This window comes from Actinomadura mexicana (genome assembly GCF_900188105.1).
In the GTDB taxonomy this organism is placed as follows: Bacteria; Actinomycetota; Actinomycetes; order Streptosporangiales; family Streptosporangiaceae; genus Spirillospora; species Spirillospora mexicana.
This window is the reverse complement of the sequence record NZ_FZNP01000030.1, coordinates 1-15,792: the sequence shown is the minus strand read 5'-3', so window position 1 is coordinate 15,792 and position 15,792 is coordinate 1. Positions and strand designations below refer to the sequence as shown.

15 protein-coding genes are annotated in these 15,792 nt (G+C 72.2%); 11 read left to right on the top strand and 4 right to left on the bottom strand.

What is annotated here, in order from left to right; all coding sequences use genetic code 11:
- The first annotated feature begins 8 nt into the window (after positions 1 to 8).
- Positions 9 to 1,430 carry a DHA2 family efflux MFS transporter permease subunit gene (locus CHC11_RS38920; protein ID WP_089316923.1) on the top strand — a complete coding sequence of 474 codons (1,422 nt, stop codon included), beginning with the start codon at positions 9 to 11 and terminating at the stop codon, positions 1,428 to 1,430.
- A 38-nt stretch (positions 1,431 to 1,468) separates the two neighbouring features.
- Here CHC11_RS38920 and CHC11_RS38915 read toward each other — a convergent pair whose 3' ends face one another.
- From CHC11_RS38915 to CHC11_RS38900, 4 genes are all read right to left on the bottom strand, one after another.
- Positions 1,469 to 2,626 (bottom strand): sulfotransferase family protein, encoded by a 1,158-nt coding sequence (locus tag CHC11_RS38915; RefSeq protein ID WP_089316922.1) that lies wholly within the window; start codon positions 2,624 to 2,626, stop codon positions 1,469 to 1,471.
- 13 nt (positions 2,627 to 2,639) lie between these two features.
- Positions 2,640 to 3,425, bottom strand: a complete 786-nt coding sequence (locus tag CHC11_RS38910; RefSeq protein WP_089316921.1) for an SDR family oxidoreductase — start codon at positions 3,423 to 3,425, stop codon at positions 2,640 to 2,642.
- Complete coding sequence (locus CHC11_RS38905) at positions 3,425 to 4,645, bottom strand: hypothetical protein (protein ID WP_089316920.1); 1,221 nt, start codon at positions 4,643 to 4,645, stop codon at positions 3,425 to 3,427. Before CHC11_RS38905 ends, CHC11_RS38910 begins: the two co-directional genes overlap by 1 nt.
- A 92-nt stretch (positions 4,646 to 4,737) precedes the next feature.
- A complete protein-coding gene (locus tag CHC11_RS38900; RefSeq protein WP_089316919.1) occupies positions 4,738 to 5,196 on the bottom strand; it encodes a nuclear transport factor 2 family protein in 459 nt (152 codons plus the stop codon).
- Between the two features lie 321 nt (positions 5,197 to 5,517).
- Here CHC11_RS38900 and CHC11_RS38895 point away from each other — a divergent pair, with 321 nt between their 5' ends.
- From CHC11_RS38895 to CHC11_RS38850, 10 genes are all read left to right on the top strand, one after another.
- Entirely contained in the window at positions 5,518 to 7,152 is a 1,635-nt protein-coding gene (locus CHC11_RS38895; protein ID WP_089316918.1) for an NAD(P)/FAD-dependent oxidoreductase, read from the top strand.
- 150 nt (positions 7,153 to 7,302) lie between these two features.
- Positions 7,303 to 7,638, top strand: a complete 336-nt coding sequence (locus CHC11_RS38890) for a hypothetical protein (RefSeq protein WP_143227471.1) — start codon at positions 7,303 to 7,305, stop codon at positions 7,636 to 7,638.
- Between the two features lie 130 nt (positions 7,639 to 7,768).
- On the top strand, positions 7,769 to 8,443 hold the full coding sequence (locus tag CHC11_RS38885; RefSeq protein ID WP_089316916.1) for a hypothetical protein: 675 nt from the start codon (positions 7,769 to 7,771) through the stop codon (positions 8,441 to 8,443).
- A gap of 102 nt (positions 8,444 to 8,545) precedes the next feature.
- Complete coding sequence (locus CHC11_RS38880) at positions 8,546 to 8,878, top strand: transporter substrate-binding domain-containing protein (RefSeq protein WP_342750037.1); 333 nt, start codon at positions 8,546 to 8,548, stop codon at positions 8,876 to 8,878.
- Between the two features lie 28 nt (positions 8,879 to 8,906).
- On the top strand, positions 8,907 to 9,548 hold the full coding sequence (locus tag CHC11_RS38875; protein WP_089316914.1) for a hypothetical protein: 642 nt from the start codon (positions 8,907 to 8,909) through the stop codon (positions 9,546 to 9,548).
- Positions 9,549 to 9,564: 16 nt separating this feature from the next.
- Complete coding sequence (locus CHC11_RS38870; RefSeq protein ID WP_089316913.1) at positions 9,565 to 10,602, top strand: XRE family transcriptional regulator; 1,038 nt, start codon at positions 9,565 to 9,567, stop codon at positions 10,600 to 10,602.
- A gap of 164 nt (positions 10,603 to 10,766) precedes the next feature.
- Complete coding sequence (locus tag CHC11_RS38865; RefSeq protein ID WP_245920292.1) at positions 10,767 to 11,633, top strand: helix-turn-helix domain-containing protein; 867 nt, start codon at positions 10,767 to 10,769, stop codon at positions 11,631 to 11,633.
- A 104-nt stretch (positions 11,634 to 11,737) separates the two neighbouring features.
- On the top strand, positions 11,738 to 13,672 hold the full coding sequence (locus CHC11_RS38860; protein ID WP_089316911.1) for an ABC1 kinase family protein: 1,935 nt from the start codon (positions 11,738 to 11,740) through the stop codon (positions 13,670 to 13,672).
- 60 nt (positions 13,673 to 13,732) lie between these two features.
- On the top strand, positions 13,733 to 14,350 hold the full coding sequence (locus tag CHC11_RS38855; RefSeq protein WP_089316910.1) for an alpha-ketoglutarate-dependent dioxygenase AlkB: 618 nt from the start codon (positions 13,733 to 13,735) through the stop codon (positions 14,348 to 14,350).
- Positions 14,351 to 14,456: 106 nt separating this feature from the next.
- Positions 14,457 to 15,792 (top strand): right-handed parallel beta-helix repeat-containing protein (locus CHC11_RS38850; protein ID WP_179279229.1); only part of this gene is annotated, 1,336 nt, incomplete at its 3' end.

The window sequence follows — 15,792 nt, the reverse complement described above, 5'->3', positions numbered from 1 at the left end:
GAACGCGCATGGCGCAGAGGACAAGCGGCAGGCTGCTCGGCCTGACCGCGACGGCGTCGCTGATGGTGGCGCTGGACGCGACGGTGGTGACGACCGCGCTGGCCAGGATCCGGCTTGACCTGGCCGCCACCATGGAACAGCTCGAATGGACCGTGAACGCCTACGGCCTCAGTTTCGCCGTCCTGCTGATGACCGGCGCCGCACTGGGCGACCGCTTCGGGCGCCGGCGGATGTTCGTGAGCGGGCTCGGCCTGTTCACGGCGGCCTCGGCGGCCTGCGCGGCGGCGCCCGGCATCGGCTGGCTGATCGCCGCCCGCGCCGTCCAGGGGTGCGGGTCCGCGCTGGTGATGCCGCTGGCGATGGCGCTGCTGAGCGCCGGGTTCCCGCCCGAGCGGCGCGCCCGGGCCCTCGGCGTCTTCGCCGGGATCACCGGTCTGGCGGTGGTGGCCGGGCCCGTTGTCGGCGGGATCGTCACCGATGGGCTGGCCTGGCAGTGGATTTTCTGGCTCAACGTGCCGATCGGGCTGGCGGTCGTCCCGCTGGTGCTCAGGTACGTCCCGGAGAGCCGGGGCGGCGGGGCCTCCTTCGACCTCGGCGGCGTCCTGCTGGTGACGGGCGGCGCGCTCGGGCTGGTCTGGGGCCTGATCCGCGCCGGCGGCTCCGGCTGGGACGCCGTCGAGGTGGAGGGCGCGCTCGCGGCCGGGGCCCTGCTGCTGGCGGCCTTCGTCGCCTGGGAGCTGCGCGTCCGGGAGCCGATGGTGCCGATGCGGCTGCTGCGCTCGCGCGGCTTCTCCGCGGGCAACGCCGCCGGGCTCCTCATGTACGCGGCGCTGTACGGCTCGCTGTTCTTCATGGCCCAGTTCCTCCAGACGGTCCTCGGCGCCGGGCCGATGACCGCCGGGCTCCAGCTCGTTCCGTGGACGGCGACCGTGACCGTGGTGGCACCCGCCGCGGGGGCGCTGGTGAACCGGGTCGGGGCCCGGCCCCTCACCGCCGCCGGACTGGCCATGCAGGGCGTCGGGATGGGATGGATCGGCCTCACCGCCGGGCCTTCGACGGCCTATCCGGAGCTGATCGCGCCCATGGTCATCGCGGGGGCGGGGATCAGCATGGCGATGCCCGCCGCGCAGACCGCGGTCATCAACTCCGTCGCGGCGCGGGAGATCGGCAAGGCGTCCGGCGTCTTCAACGCCCTGCGGCAGCTCGCCGCGGTGCTCGGTGTGGCGGTCGCCGCCGCCGTGTTCACCGCCGAGGGCGGCTACGGGACCGCGGAGACCTTCTCCGACGGCTTCGGACCCGCGCTCACCCTCACGGGCGCGCTGTCGCTGGCCGGAGCCCTGGCCGGCCTGCTCATGCCCGGACCGGACCGGGCGGCCCGGACGTCTCCGGCGCCGCCGGTTCCGCGGCGCGCGCCCGAGCCGACCCGCTGAGACGCGGAGACGCCCGCGCCGTCAGGCGGGTTCGCGGATCACCGGAGTCCGGCGGCGTAGTCGGCGAAGCGCTCGTCGACCTGCTCCGGGGTGAGGCCGAAGTCCGCGAGCGAGTACCGGTGGGCGGGTTTCGCGGCGCCGGTGGAGCTCTCGCCGTGGAGCCTCGTCATGGCGGCGCGGGCGTCGTCGGTGAGCGGCAGCCCGAACCGCGCGTAGACGGACTCGACCGTGCCGACCGGGTCGCGGACGAAGTCGTCGTAGTGGACGTCCGCGAACCGCGCGGGGTCGTGCCGCTCCCGTTCGGCGCGGAACCGGTCGAGGCCCCGGCTCCACAGGTCGAGCTGGTCGCGGCCGATCGTGGCGCCGGTGAACACGTCCGACCAGCCGGCGGTGACGTGCGCGGCGAGGCTGCACATGGACGCCATCGCGGTGCGCGGCGCGCGGTGCGTCTGGACGATCAGCGCGTCGGGGTAGACCTCCAGCAGCGCGTCCAGCGCGAACAGGTGGCTGGGGTTCTTCAGCACCCAGCGCCGGCCGGGGTCGTTCATACCGATGAGCTGGAGGTTGCGCCGGTGCCTGCGGTAGGCGTCCGTCCAGTCCTGCCCGGCGAGCCAGGAAGAGTAGGCCGGCAGGTGCGCCAGGCACTCGAACGAGATCGACAGCATGCTCTGGCGGAGCAGCTGCCAGCACTCCTCGACCGAGTCCGCCGAGATGTAGTGGACGCCCATGAACTCGGGGTTCTCCACGTGGTGCCGCCGGTACCCGGCGTCGATCGCCTGGAAGACCGGATCGTCGGCCCAGGTCTCGCGCGGCGGGCGCGGCTGCGGCACCTCGGCCAGCCACAGGTCGAGTCCCTGGTGCGCGGGGTCGGCGGTCAGCAGCCGGTGCAGCGCCGTGGTCCCGGTGCGGGGAAGGCCGGTCACGAAGATCGGCCGCTCGACGGCGACGTCCGCGTGTCCGGGGTGCCGCCGCCAGGCCGTCTCGGAGAACTGCCGGGCGGCCAGGGCGCCGCGCAGCATCCCGCGCTGCGCCCTGTTGCCGAGCGGGGTGAGGCCGGCGTCCCCTGCCAGCGACTCCAGCAGCACCTCCAGGCCGTCGAGGTACTCGTCGCCGCCGAAGTCGTCCGTTCCGGTGATCTTCCTGGCCGAGGCGTGCAGGTCCTCGACGGTCCCCACGCTGTCGCGACCGTTCGTCATCGGTCCGCCCTCCCTAGTGGTGCCACTCGCCGGAGTTGACGTCCAGGCACTGGCCGGTGACGGCGCGGGCCAGCGGCGACAGCATGAACACGGCGGCGTCGGCGACCTCGTCGGGCTCGGGCAGCTTCCGCAGGTCCGTCGTCGCGGCGTTCTCGTCGTAGACCTGCTGCGCCGTCACGCCGCGCTTCTCGGCGAGGTGGTGGAAGTACCACTTGAGGTTGGGCGCCCAGATGTAACCGGGCGCGATCGTGTTGACGCGGATCCCGCGCGGCCCGAGCTCGGTGGCCAGGTTCTGCGCCATCGCCAGCAGCGCCGCCTTGGCCATCTTGTAGGCGCCGAACGTCCGCCGGGAATGCCGCAGCACCGCCGAGTTGATCATGACGACGGAGCCGCGGGACTCCTCCAGCGCCGGGACGAACACCCTGGTCAGGTGGAGCGCGGCGAGGACGTTGGTCTCGAAGCCCGCCCGCACCGCGTCGAGGTCGACCTTCGTCAGATCGGTCAGCGGCGGGGTGGCGAAGGCGTTGTTGACCAGGCCGTCCACCCGGCCGAACGCCTCCCGCGCGGCCTCGGCCAGCCGCTCGCAGGCCGCCGCGTCCCGGATGTCGGTCGGGACGGTCGCGGCCCGCCGTCCGAGTTCCTCGACCTCCTTGGCGACCTCGGCGAGCCGCTCCTCGTTGCGCGCGGCGAGCACGACGTCGGCCCCCGCCCCGGCGCACTGGAGCGCGAGCCCCCGGCCGAGCCCCGGGCCCACGCCGGAGACGACGACGACCTTGCCGTCCAGCAGTCCCGCGCCCATCAGCCGAGCATCCTCTTCGCGACGGCGGTCTGGCGGGCGGCGATCCGCTCCGTCCATTCCCGCTTCCCGACGCGCTGGGCCTCGTGGAAGGGCAGGACGCGCGGCAGGTCCTCCAGCGGCACGACCTCGACGCTCGGCCCGTCCTCCGGCTTGAGGTCCCGGGTGAGGTGCTGCCAGCGGAACTGCAGGTAGCCGCGGCGGTGCCCGGTCCGCTCGATCCAGTTGGCGAGCCCGGGGTCGCGCTCGCTGACGACGTACCGGATCATGCCGTCCTCGTCCACGCGGGCCTGATCGGCGGTGAGGCTCGTCTGGTGGTTGATGTAGTCGAGCGAGACGTACCACATGCTTCCGAGCTGGAAGCCCTGGTAGGGCGCCACCTCACGGTCGGCGGCCGGGGCGGTGATGATCATCACCTCGTCGTCGTCCAGGTCGTAGTGGCCGACGGACGAGAACTGCGTCGCCAGCCCGCCGGGCGTGGGCCGCGGCTCGGTCATCGTGTTGACCGGCAGCTGCAGGTAGTGCCATTCGGGGAAGGCCAGGAAGGTGCGGATCCGGGACACCAGCATCCTGCCCGCTATCTCGTACCGCCTGGCCATCCGCTCGGACGGGACGGGCAGCGGAGAGGTCCCGAGCGTGTCCGCCCGGTGAATGCGGATCTCCCCCGGTCGCTCGCTCTCCCAGTCGCTGAAGACCTCGCGCACGATGAGCATCGCGGAGCCGGGGGCGAGCGCGACGTACCCGGGCCCGGCGCCCTCCTTCGGCGGGCCGAACCGCAGCTGGAACGTGCCGTCCTTCGCGACGTCCAGCTCGCGGTCGTCGAACGCGGTGAGGCTGTCGGGCGACTTCGCCGGCGAGTAGTCGCCGTTCATGATCTGGAAGCTGAGGTCGGCGGTCGTGCCCCGGCGGCCGGTCACGACGTATTCGGCGTCGTCCCGAATGTAGGCGTGGAAGTACAGCGTGTCGGGATTGTCGAGGCCGAGCTTGGTGTACGGCCCGGTGGACGACGCGAAGAACGGATAGTCCTGCTGGTAGGCGCCCACCATGTGCAGCGACGCCTTGATGCTGCCCGCCAGGTAGTCGAGGCCCTCGGCGAGGTCCTGGTCGGTCTCGACGTGCGGCGCGGCGCGGATGATCCGCTCCGCCTCCACGACCGCGTCGGCGAACGAGCGCGTCGCGGCGCCCGGGCGGTCGGTGCTGCCTTCGGCTGGGTCGGTGGCCACCGGGCTCTCCTCGGATCGCGGGCGCGAGGCCGTGCTCTGGCGGAACGCAGATTAGAACGCGTTCTAAGGAGGGGGCAACGCCCGGGTCCCGCTCAATGGGAGGTGGTGAACTTCAGGCTCGGCGCGTCGTCCAGCGACACCATGTACTCGTAGGTCCGCCGGTGCCCGGTCCTCTCGACCCGCCATCCGTCGCCGTCCCGCCGGTAGACGTCGTGGTAGAAGGCGGCGCCCCGGATGAGCAGCCGGTCCCCCGGGAGGATGATCGTGTCGTCCAGCGACCAGATCCCCGTCGCCCGGTCCCCGTCGAGGTCGATCTCCGGGCATCCGGCCGTATGGGCGCTGATCTTGTCCGGGCCGAGGTTGGACCGCATGTACTCGACGATCGCGTCCCGCCCCTCCAGCCTGAGCGTTCTTCCGAGCACGGGAGTGTCGTACTCCGCCACCGCGTCCTCGGTGAACACGTCGGCGAACTCGTCCCACAGCTTCAGGTCGACGCACCGCAGGTACCGGTACTTGAGCCGCCGAATCTCTTCCAGCGCAACCAGATCCATGCGCCCAGCCTGCTGGCTCCACCCGGAAAACACAAGAACACGTTCTACCCAGTGGGCCGGGCCGGCGGGAAGAGGCGCGCCTCTCCGGCCGGACCAAACTTCGGGCAAAAGGTCGGGCCCCGTCGACCGGTACCCGCCGGACCGGCGCCGGCGGACCGGGCAGGGTCCGCCAAGTCCCGAGCGCCCGGATTCCAGTGCCCGGTAAGGGATACGGGCACCGGTGTCCCTGGGGGCGGACCCCGGTCTCCGAAGGTCGCCCCGCGGCCGGCCGCCCACGGGCGCCGTGCCGGCCCGCCGGCGGCGATTACGCTGGTAGAGGTGATGGCACCGGTCATACTCGTGGTAGATCACGACGCTGGTTCGCGGCGTGTACTGCTCACCGACCTCACGCGACGGCTCGGCGAGGCGTTCACCGTGCAGGGCGCGGGTTCGCCCGAGGAAGCATGCGACGCGCTGAGGGAGATGGCGCGCGCGAAGGAAGCCGTCGCACTGCTGATGGTGGACGACGCCTGCGGCGACGTCCTTCCGCGCGCGCATGAGATCTATCCCAATGCCAGGCGCGTGCTGATGGTGGACCGCGATTACACCTCGACCAGCCCGGCCGTCCAGGCGCTCGCCCTCGGGTACGCCGACTACCACCTCGTCCGGCCGTGGACGAACGACGAGACGATGCACCGCGCGGTGAGCGAGTTCCTGTCCTCGTGGACGGAGGAGCAGGAACCGACGTTCGAACTGTTCCGCGTCGTCGCCGAACTGGACGACCCCCGGATGCTGCGGCTGCGCGACGTGATGGCGCGCTTCAACCTGCCGTTCGTGGTCCACCCGCCCGGCGGGGAGACCGGGCGGCGGCTGCTGCGGGAGGCCGGCGTCGACGCGTCACGGCTGCCGGTGGTGGTCCGCTACGACGGCCGGGCGTACGTGGACCCGCAGATCCCCGATCTCGCGCGCGCGATCGGTGTCAGCGTCGTGAACGACCTGGAGGTCTGCGACGTCGCCATCGTCGGCGCCGGGTCGGCCGGGCTGACGGCGGCCGTGTACGCGGCGTCCGAGGGACTCGACACCGTGCTGCTGGAGCGGGCCTTCTCGGGCGGGCAGGCCGGGACGAGCCCGATGATCAGGAACTATCCGGGATTCCCCCACGGCATCGCCGGCGGCTACCTGATGGAGCGGACCTGCGAGCAGGCGTGGCTGATGGGCGCGCACATCGTCTTCGCCCAGCAGGCGGTCGGCCTCGAGAGCCGCGGCGACCGGCGGGTGGTCCGCATGGTGGACGGCTCCGAGGTCAGCGCCCGCGCGGTGTTGATCTCCACGGGCGTCGACTGGCGGCGGCTCGGCGTCCCCGGCCTGGAGGCCCTCGTCGGCGCCGGCGTGTTCTACGGCATGGCCGTGGGCGAGAGCCGCGCGATGCGGGGCCAGGACGTCTTCATCGTGGGCGCCGCGAACTCGGCGGGCCAGGGCGCGCTGCACCTGGCCAAGCACGCTCGCACGGTCACGCTGGTCGTCCGGGGCGACGGCCTGGCGAAGTCGGCGTCGACCTACCTGGTGCGCGCCATCGAGTCGACGCCGAACATCGTCGTCCGCCGGCGGACCGAGGTGGTCGGGTGCGGCGGCGGCGAACGCCTGCGGTTCCTGACGCTCGCCGACCGGGCCGCGGGCACCACCGAGCGCGTGCCGGCCGCCGCGCTCTTCATCATGATCGGAGGGGAGCCGCACACGCGGTGGCTCCCGGACGGCATCGCCGGCGACGAGCACGGCTACCTGCTCACGGGGCGCGAGATCTACGACGAGGACCCGCCCCGCTGGCCCCTCGACCGGGACCCGATGCCGCTGGAGACGAGCATGCCCGGCGTCTTCGCCGCGGGAGACGTGCGGAAGGACTCGATCAAGCGGGTCGCCTCGGCGGTCGGCGAGGGCGCCACGGCCGTCCGCTCGGTCCACGAATACCTGGCGCTCTGAGCCGCCCACGCCGGTATCGGTGGGTTTCGGGGATGTTGGCGGGTTCCGGGGACGGACGCGCGTTCGGCGCGGCACTCTGAGGCGGTCGGATTCGCTTGGAGGGCGCGGCGGCGGGGCGTCCTTCCGCTCGTCATGGAGAGTGGTCCTGTGGTGGACAGTTCGGTTGAGGACGTCCCGTCGGAAACGGCTGAGATCGCCGAAAGGCGGGGCGGGGAGGCGTCCTGGCTCGGACGCGGAGTCGCGTTGTTCACGCCCGTGTTCGCCGTGGCGGCGGGCTGGCTCGCCGGAGTCGTGGCGCAGCTCGTGCCCGGGGCTCACCTCGATGAGACGCAGGTGACGACGTTCATGGTGGCCGCGATGACCGCGGCGCTCGGCTCCGGGTGGAAGTGGCTGCAGGGATGGCAGCAGCACGAGCGGCTCGTCGCCGACGGAAAGGCCGCGCCCGTGAAGAGCAGCCGGGAGCGGAGGAGCCGCAAGGCGAAGTGAGGCGGGCGCCCAGAAGGTAGGCATACCCCTACCGCGATATGGGGGGCACGCCCACGGACAGGCCGTGCCCCGCCCGGCAAAGTGTTCCGCAGACGCAGATTCGCACTCGCCCCCTGAGAAAGGCAGTCTCGTGGACACAGTTCTCGCCCGGCGCTTCACCGGATGGACGGGCCTCGCCGCCGCCGTCGCCCTCATCGTCGAGGTCCCGCTGTACTTCGTCTACTCGGGCCCGCCGCCGGACTCCAACGTCCTCTCCCGCCTTCTCCTCGGAATCCTGGCCCTCGGATTCCTGCTCCTCTTCGTGACGGGTTTCCGCGAGTTCGTCAAGAGCGTCGACCCGCGGTACGAATGGGCAGGGAACTTCGCCTTCGCCGCCGGGATCTCCTACGTTCTCGTCACCCTCATCTCCAGCGGGCTTGAGGCCGGGGCCGTCATCGCCGCCGACCGGCCGATCGACCCGACCATCTCTGTCAGCGGGACCTACATCCTGTACGGGTCCATCGGTCGCATGCTGCTGGGGTTCTTCCTGGTCGCACTGGGGTACGCGGTGACGAAGACCGGCGCGCTGCCGCGCTGGACCGGGAGGTCCGCCTACGTGCTGGCCGCGGTCAACTTCGCCTTCATTCCCTCGCTCTTCTTCGGCAACGAGCCGTCGTTCTTCTACGCCGCCAACGGCTGGGGCACCACCGCCTCCCTGGGCGCCATTCTCAGCTACTGGCTCCTCATGATGGGCGTCGTCACGCTCCGGGGTAAGCGAGTCGCCACCGGCCGCCTGGCGCAGGGCACGCACCGAGTCCACGGCTGACTTCCGAGAAACGGGCCCGATGGCCGCCGAAGGCATACCGCCTCGGCGGCCATCAGGCCATTTGGCGACTTGGGCGCGGGCGGCAACAGCCAGGACGTCATCGTGGTCGGGGTCAAGGCAAGGCTCGTCCCGGGCTCGTCCTACAGCGACTGCGCGGCGAAGCCGCGGTCCGGGGCCGTGGAGGCCATCTCCACCGGCGACCTGGTCCTCGCCGGGTTCGCGGCCCCGGACCGGAGAATCGTCAACGCGCCTTTCTCCGACGAGCGGTACGGGGTCGGGATGCGCAAGGACGACGCGGACGGGTGCGAGGCGGTGAACCGGGCCATCACGACGATGTACGAGGACGGGACGGCCGGCCGCCTGCTGGACAAGTGGTTCGGCGAGAGCGGGCTCGCGCTCGTCCGCGAGGTCCCCGAGTTCGAGGGCTGCTCGTAATGTCGGCGGCTCTGGCTATGGTCGGGACGTGGCTGAGGACAGGGACGCTTGGGACGAGCTCTTGGCGGCGGGCTTCCTGCACGCCCTGCGGGAGGCCCACCGCGAGGCGACGCTGGCCGTCTTCGGCGGGCTGAGCCGGGCGGCGGGCTTCACGGAGCGGACGTACGGGGTCGGCGCCTTCGACGCGCTCGCGTCGCAGATCGACCGGGTCTTCGAGGCAGAACCGCAGGTCGTCCGCGACGACCTGAACGGCTCCCCCGGCTGGCGGTACGGGCCGTACCGCGTCCTTCTCAAGCGCCACGAGTTCGGGAACGTCAGGGGCATCCGGTGGGACCGCGACAGCCCCACCAAGCAGGCCGTGGCCCGGCAGACCTACGTCGAGGACCCGCAGCTCGTCCTCCCGCTGGGCATCGAGGCCCGCGACACGCCCGGGGTCGTGACGCTGGTGCTCGCGCACAGCGCCACCGAGGCGCCGCTGGAGATGGAGCTCTTCCTGGGCCGCCCCCGGTGGAACGCCGACGGCGGCACCGCCTGGCACTGGGTCAGACCCCTGGACGACACCATCGGGCCCGATCCACGTCGTAAGCTCGTCGAGCGGACGATGCCGCTGTGGGACGACCGGGAGGACGACGTCCCGATGCGGCTCCGCGGGGAGACGAAGACGGCCTAGCAGAAGGTGGCGCGGGGTGCTGTTCGACTGCGAGCGGCTGACGCTCGCCCGGCGGCTCAGGGGCCTGCGCAAGAACCAGCTCGCGCAGGCCGTGGGGACGACGCCGAAGGCGATCGGGCAGTACGAGGCGGGCGTGCAGAGGCCCGAGGAGCCGACGGTGCGGCGGCTGGCGATCGCGCTGGGCGTGCCCGTCGCGTTCTTCCAGAGCGGCCGCAGCCCGGTCTCCATGGACGGGGCCCATTTCCGGTCGCTCCGGTCGACGACGCAGATCGAGCGTGACCAGGCGCTCGCCTACGGGCGGATCGCCACCGACGTCGTCGCCGTCCTCGAACGGCTCGTCGACCTGCCCGAGGTCGACCTCCCCGAGTACCCGGTCTCGCCGGAGGAGATCGCCGGCCCCGGGCCCGCCGAGGCGGCCAGGCTGACCAGGAAGGCGCTGGTCGAGCGGGCCGGGCCGGTGCCGCACGTCGTCCGGCTGCTGGAGTCCCACGGCGTGATCGTCCTCGTGCTGCCGCGGGCGGCCGAGCGGGTGGACGCGTTCAGCGTCGGCCTCCACCCGAGGCCCATGGTGTTCTTCAACCCCGCCAAGGGCGACTACTGGCGCAACCGGTTCGACGCGGCCCACGAGCTGGGGCACCTGGTGATGCACGCCGACGCCGAGCCCGGCGAGAAGATCGTCGAGGACCAGGCGCACCGGTTCGCGGCGGAGTTCCTCATGCCGGAGGCCGACATCGCCGGCGAGCTGCCCGCGGGCCCCGACTGGGACCGGCTGGCGGAGCTGAAGGCGTCCTGGGGCGTCAGCATGGCGGCGCTGCTCTACCGGGCCCGCACGCTCGGGATCATGACGGAGTCCGTCTACCGCAACGCGATGAGCGCGCTGAGCTCGCGCGGCTGGCGGCGCCAGGAGCCGGGCCCGGCCCGTCCGCTGGAGCAGCCGACGATGCTGACCCGCGCGCTGGAGGTCGTGGAGGGCGCGGGCACGGATCGCGACCGGATCGCCGGAGACGCCCGGGTCACGCGCGCCGATCTGGACCTGCTCGTCCCGCGGCGGTGACCGCTGCTGGAACGCTCCCGCCCGCGAGTTCAACACAATGGCGGGATTTGTAAAGCGGCTGCGCCGGATACGTATCTCTGTCGAGGGGTTTCCTGCGCGTTCAGCATTGCCTGTGAGACCCTCCGAGATAGTTGCCGGACCACGTACGGAACGCTGGAGACCTGGTGCTTGACAATCGGCTGGCGAGTCCCACCGCGTTGCGCATGCAGCTCGGAGCGCGGTTGAGGCGGATGCGCGAGGAGAGCGGTCTCAGCCGGGCGGAGGCCGGCGAGGTGATCCGCGGCTCGGCGTCCAAGATGAGCAGGCTGGAGCTCGGACGGCACGGCTTCAAGGTCCGCGACGTCCTCGACCTGCTCACCCTCTACGGCGTCGAGGCCGAGGACGAGCGGAATGGCTTCGTCCAACTCGTCCGGGAGGCCAGGGAGCCCGGCTGGTGGCAGGGCCATGGCGATATCGTGCCGGGCTGGTTCGAGCAGTATCTCGGCCTGGAACAGTCGGCGGCGACAATTCGCACATACGAGGTGCAATACATCCCCGGCCTTCTGCAAACGCACGACTACGCGCGCGCCGTCATCGGCCTGGAACACCACGACGCGGCCTATGACGGCCTCGAACGGCGCCTCGCCCTCCGGATGCGGCGGCAGGAGGTCCTGCACCGCGCGACCGGGGCGACCACGCTGTGGGCGGTGATCGACGAGGCGGCGCTGCGGAGGCCGATCGGGGGGCCGGGGACGATGCGCGGCCAGGTCGAGCACCTGATCGCGGTGTCGGAGGGCATGGCCAACGTGAAGGTGCAGGTCCTGCCGTTCGCGGCGGGCGGGCACCTGGCGCTGGGCGGGCCGATCACGATCGTGCGGTTCGCCGAGCACGACCTGGAGGACATGGTCTACCTGGAGCAGCTGACCGGCGCCCGCTACCCCGAGGGCCAGGAGGCCGTCCGCTACCAGAAGATCATGGACCTGCTGGGCATCCGCGCGGCCCGCCCCGCCCGCACCACGACCTTCCTCAGGGATCTGCTCGGCGAGTTCTGATCCCCCGTCAGGACGAGCGGCTCCCCCTCCGGCGGGAAGATCGCCGCCCCAGCGCTCCGTAGCGTCCCCCGGGACGTAGCAGGACGATTCCGCGGGCGGCAGAGATGGGCAGTTCAGCGACGGTCATCGCTTTCCTCATCGGAACGGCGATCAACACCTGGGTCATGGCGTACGGGGCGAGGAGACTGCTCGACGCCCGGTTCCCCCTGTTCCGGACGCTCGTGGCGGGCGCGGTCGGGCAGGCGGGAGCGAGCCCGATCATCAGCACGCTGATCGGCGACCTGAGCGCGAACCAGGATCCCGGGCCGCTGGCGCTCTTCGTCTGCCTCGGCTTCGCGTGCGCCCTCCTCGTCTCGATGACGATCCTGGTGCTGTGGCAGGCGTTCGTCCCCACCGGGACGGTGCCGTCCCCGCTCCACTGGTTCGGCAACGCGCGGTCGCGGCTCGCGCGCACCCGCCGCTACCGGCGCATCTCGTTCATCTTCCTGCGCCACGGCCTCGGGCCCTACCTGCGCGGCCGCGCCCGCCCGAGCGCACACACCGCGCGCTCGTTCACGCACGCACTCGAACAGGGCGGCGTCGTGTTCGTGAAGCTCGGCCAGGTCCTGTCGACACGGCGGGACGTCCTGCCGCCGGAGTTCGTCCAGGAACTGGGGCGGCTCCAGGACGGCGCCGCCCCCGTCCCGTGGCCGCAGATCGAGCGCGCCCTTCGCGAGGAGCTCGGCGACCCGGACGACGTCTTCGCCGCCTTCGACCGGACGCCCCTCGCCGCCGCGTCCATCGCGCAGGTGCACCGGGCCACCCTCCGGTCCGGCGAGGACGTCGTCGTCAAGATCCAGCGGCCGGGCGTCCGCGCGGTGGTCGAGCGCGACCTCGACATCGTGGGCCGCCTGGCCCGGACGCTCCACGACCGCGCCGGATGGGCCAGGTCGTTCGGCGTCGTCGACCTCGCGCACGGCTTCGCGGCCGCGCTGCGCGAGGAACTCGACTTCCGCGTCGAGGCCCGCAACATGGCCTCGGTCGCGGCCACCGCCCGCAACGGCGACGTCGTCATCCCCCGTCCCCACGACGACCTCTGCACGAGCCGCGTCCTCGTCATGCAGCACCTGGACGGCGTCGCGCTCCGCAAGGCCGGCCCGCGCATCGACTCCGCCGGCCGGGACCGGACCGCCCTCGCGCGCACCCTCCTCGACACGGTGCTGCGCCAGATCGTCCTGGACGGCGTCTTCCACGCCGACCCGCACCCCGGCAACATCCTCCTGCTCGACGACGGCCGCCTCGGCCTGATCGACTTCGGCTCCGTCGGACGGCTCGACACCGAACTGCGCGGCTGCCTCCAGCGCATGCTCATCGCCATGAACCGGGGCGACGCGGTCGCGGTGACGGACGCGTTCCTGGAGGTCGTGGCCCGCCCGGACGAACTGGACGAGCAGGGCCTCGCCCGCGCGCTCGGCGCCTTCATGGCCCGCCACCTCGGTCCGGGGACCAATCCGGACATGGCGCTGTTCACCGACCTGTTCCGCCTGGTCGCGAGGTTCGACCTGGCCGTCCCGGCCGAGATCGCGGCGGTGTTCCGGGCGCTCGCGACGCTGGAGGGCGGCCTGAGCGAGCTCGCGCCCGGCTTCGGCATCGTCGCCGAGGCGCACGCGTTCGGCGAGTCCTACCTGCGGGAACGGCTCCAGCCCGGCTCGCTGCGCAAGGCCGCGAACGACGAACTGCTCAACCTGCTGCCGATGCTGCGCCGCCTCCCCCACCGCCTGGACCGCATCACCGCCGCGGCGGAGGCGGGCCGCCTCAGCCTGAACGTCCGCCTGTTCGCCGACGAGTCGGACCGCCGCACGGTCACCGGCCTCCTCCAGCAGGTCCTGCTCACCATCCTCGCGTCGACCGCCGGGGTGATGGCGGTGATGCTGCTGGGCCTGAAGGACGGCCCCGCGATGACCCGGGACGTGCCCCTCTTCCAGTTCTTCGGCTACTGCGGCCTGGTCGTCTGCTCGGTCCTCTCGCTGCGCGTCCTGACGGTGATCTTCCGCCGCTGACCCGGTCCCGCGGACCGCCGTGATCGAACATGTGTTTGACTCGCTGGATACAGTGGGGGGATGTTCCAAGGGTCGTTGCTGGACGGCACGGACGAGAGCGGTCCGCGGTCTCTGCGCGCGGCGCGGCGGACGCTGCTGGAGCACGGCGCCTGGGTGGACGTCCTGCCCGGATGGATTCCCAACGCGGACGCGCTGTTCGAGCGGTTGCTCACGTCCGTCCCGTGGCGCGCCGAGCGGCGGCGCATGTACGACAAGGTGGTGGACGTCCCGCGCCTCCTGGCGTTCTACGACGAGGAGGCCGCCCTGCCCGATCCCGTCCTGGACGAGGCGAAGGCGGCGCTCGACGAGCATTACGCCGAGGAACTCGGCGAGCCGTTCCGGACGGCCGGTCTCTGCCTCTACCGGGACGGGCGCGACAGTGTGGCGTGGCACGGCGACACCATCGGGCGCGGCGCCACGCACGACACGATGGTGGCGATCCTGTCGGTCGGCACCCCGAGGAGCCTGCTGCTCCGCCCGCGCGGCGGCGGGCCGGCGATCCGCCGCGACCTCGGGCACGGCGACCTCATCGTCATGGGCGGGAGCTGCCAGCGGACATGGGAGCACGCGATCCCGAAGAGCGCCCGCGTGGCGGGCCCCCGGATCAGCGTCCAGTTCAGACCGCGCGGGGTCCGCTGAGCGAGGCGGGCACACCTCACCTCATGGCACCATGAACGGTGATTCGTGAGGAGGCCCGTTGCAGCGTCTGGTCGTGTCACACTCCTCCCCCCGGGCGTATCGGACGGTGCTTGAGGCACTTCAAGCGCCGCTGCCGTACGCCGCGGCCGGGCGGCACATCCTGATCGAGCCGGGGTTGTATCCCAACACCGGGTTCCGCAGTACGGGCGACTTCGTCATGACGGCCGTGGGCGGACCGGGCTCGGTCACGCTGGACGGCGCCACGGACGCGACGGTCGAGGTCACCGGGAAGGTGACGCTTCAGGGACTCATCGTCCGCAACTGGAGCGCCGAGGGCCTCGCGCTCGAACTCGCGGAAGGCAGCGTCCTCGCGGAGCACTGCGAGTTCACGACCCGCTCCGACCTGGCCGTGCGCGCGTCCCGCGGCGCGCAGCTGGCGCTGAAGGACTGCCAGGTGCAGGACGGCGCGGTCGTGTACAGCGCCTCGTCCGGGGTCATGGAGGGCACCGCGGTCGGCGGGACGGAAGGCAACGCGATCGCGATCCGCAGCGGCAGCACGGTGACCCTCCGGGAGTGCCGGATCAGCGACGCGGGCGGCCACGGCATCTGGGTGACCGAGGGGTCGCGCCCGCTGATCGAGCAGTGCACGATCAGCGGCCCGACGAGCGCCGGGATCCGGGTGGACGACCGCGCGGACGCGGCGGTCCGCAACTGCGCGTTCCACGGCTCGGGCCAGTCGTCCCTGATCGTCCTGGAGAAGGGCAGGGCGGTCGCGGAGGACTGCCTGATCGAGGACGCGGGCGCCGACGCGCTGTGGGTGGCGACCGGCGGCACGCTCACCGCGCGGCGGGTCAGGATGGAGTCGCCGCAGCGGACCGGCGTGGTCGTCGAGAAGGGCGTCGCGCTGCTGGAGGACTGCGAGATCAAGGGGGCGGGCACCAACGGCCTGTCCCTCGTCGCGCACGCGGACGTCACGGTCGTCCGGGGCCGGATCACCGGTGCGGAGAAGATCGGTGCGGGGCTCGGCTCCGGCGCCCGCGTCGTGCTGGACGGGACGACGATCAGCGGCAGCGGGCTCGCCGGGGTGAGCGTGGAGGGGGGCGGCCGGCTCACCCTCCGCACCTGCACGGTGGTGGACAACCGCGGCGCGGGCGTCATCGCCGGCGACGGCGCGGAAATGGACGTGACCGACCTGGTCAGCGAGCGCAACCAGAGGCCGGACAGGCTGGACGGCAGGCCGCGCGGCGGGACGACCACGCAGGTCACCGAGCCGACGCCCGCGGAAGCGCCCGAGGCGAAGCCAGAACCCGAGGCCGCGAAGAAGCCCGCGGCGGCGCCGGCGACCGGGGAGGGGTCCGGTGGGGCTTCGGCGGACGTGCTGCTCGCGCGGTTGGAGGCGATGGTCGGGCTGGCCGGGGTCAAGCGCGAGATCCGTAAGTTGA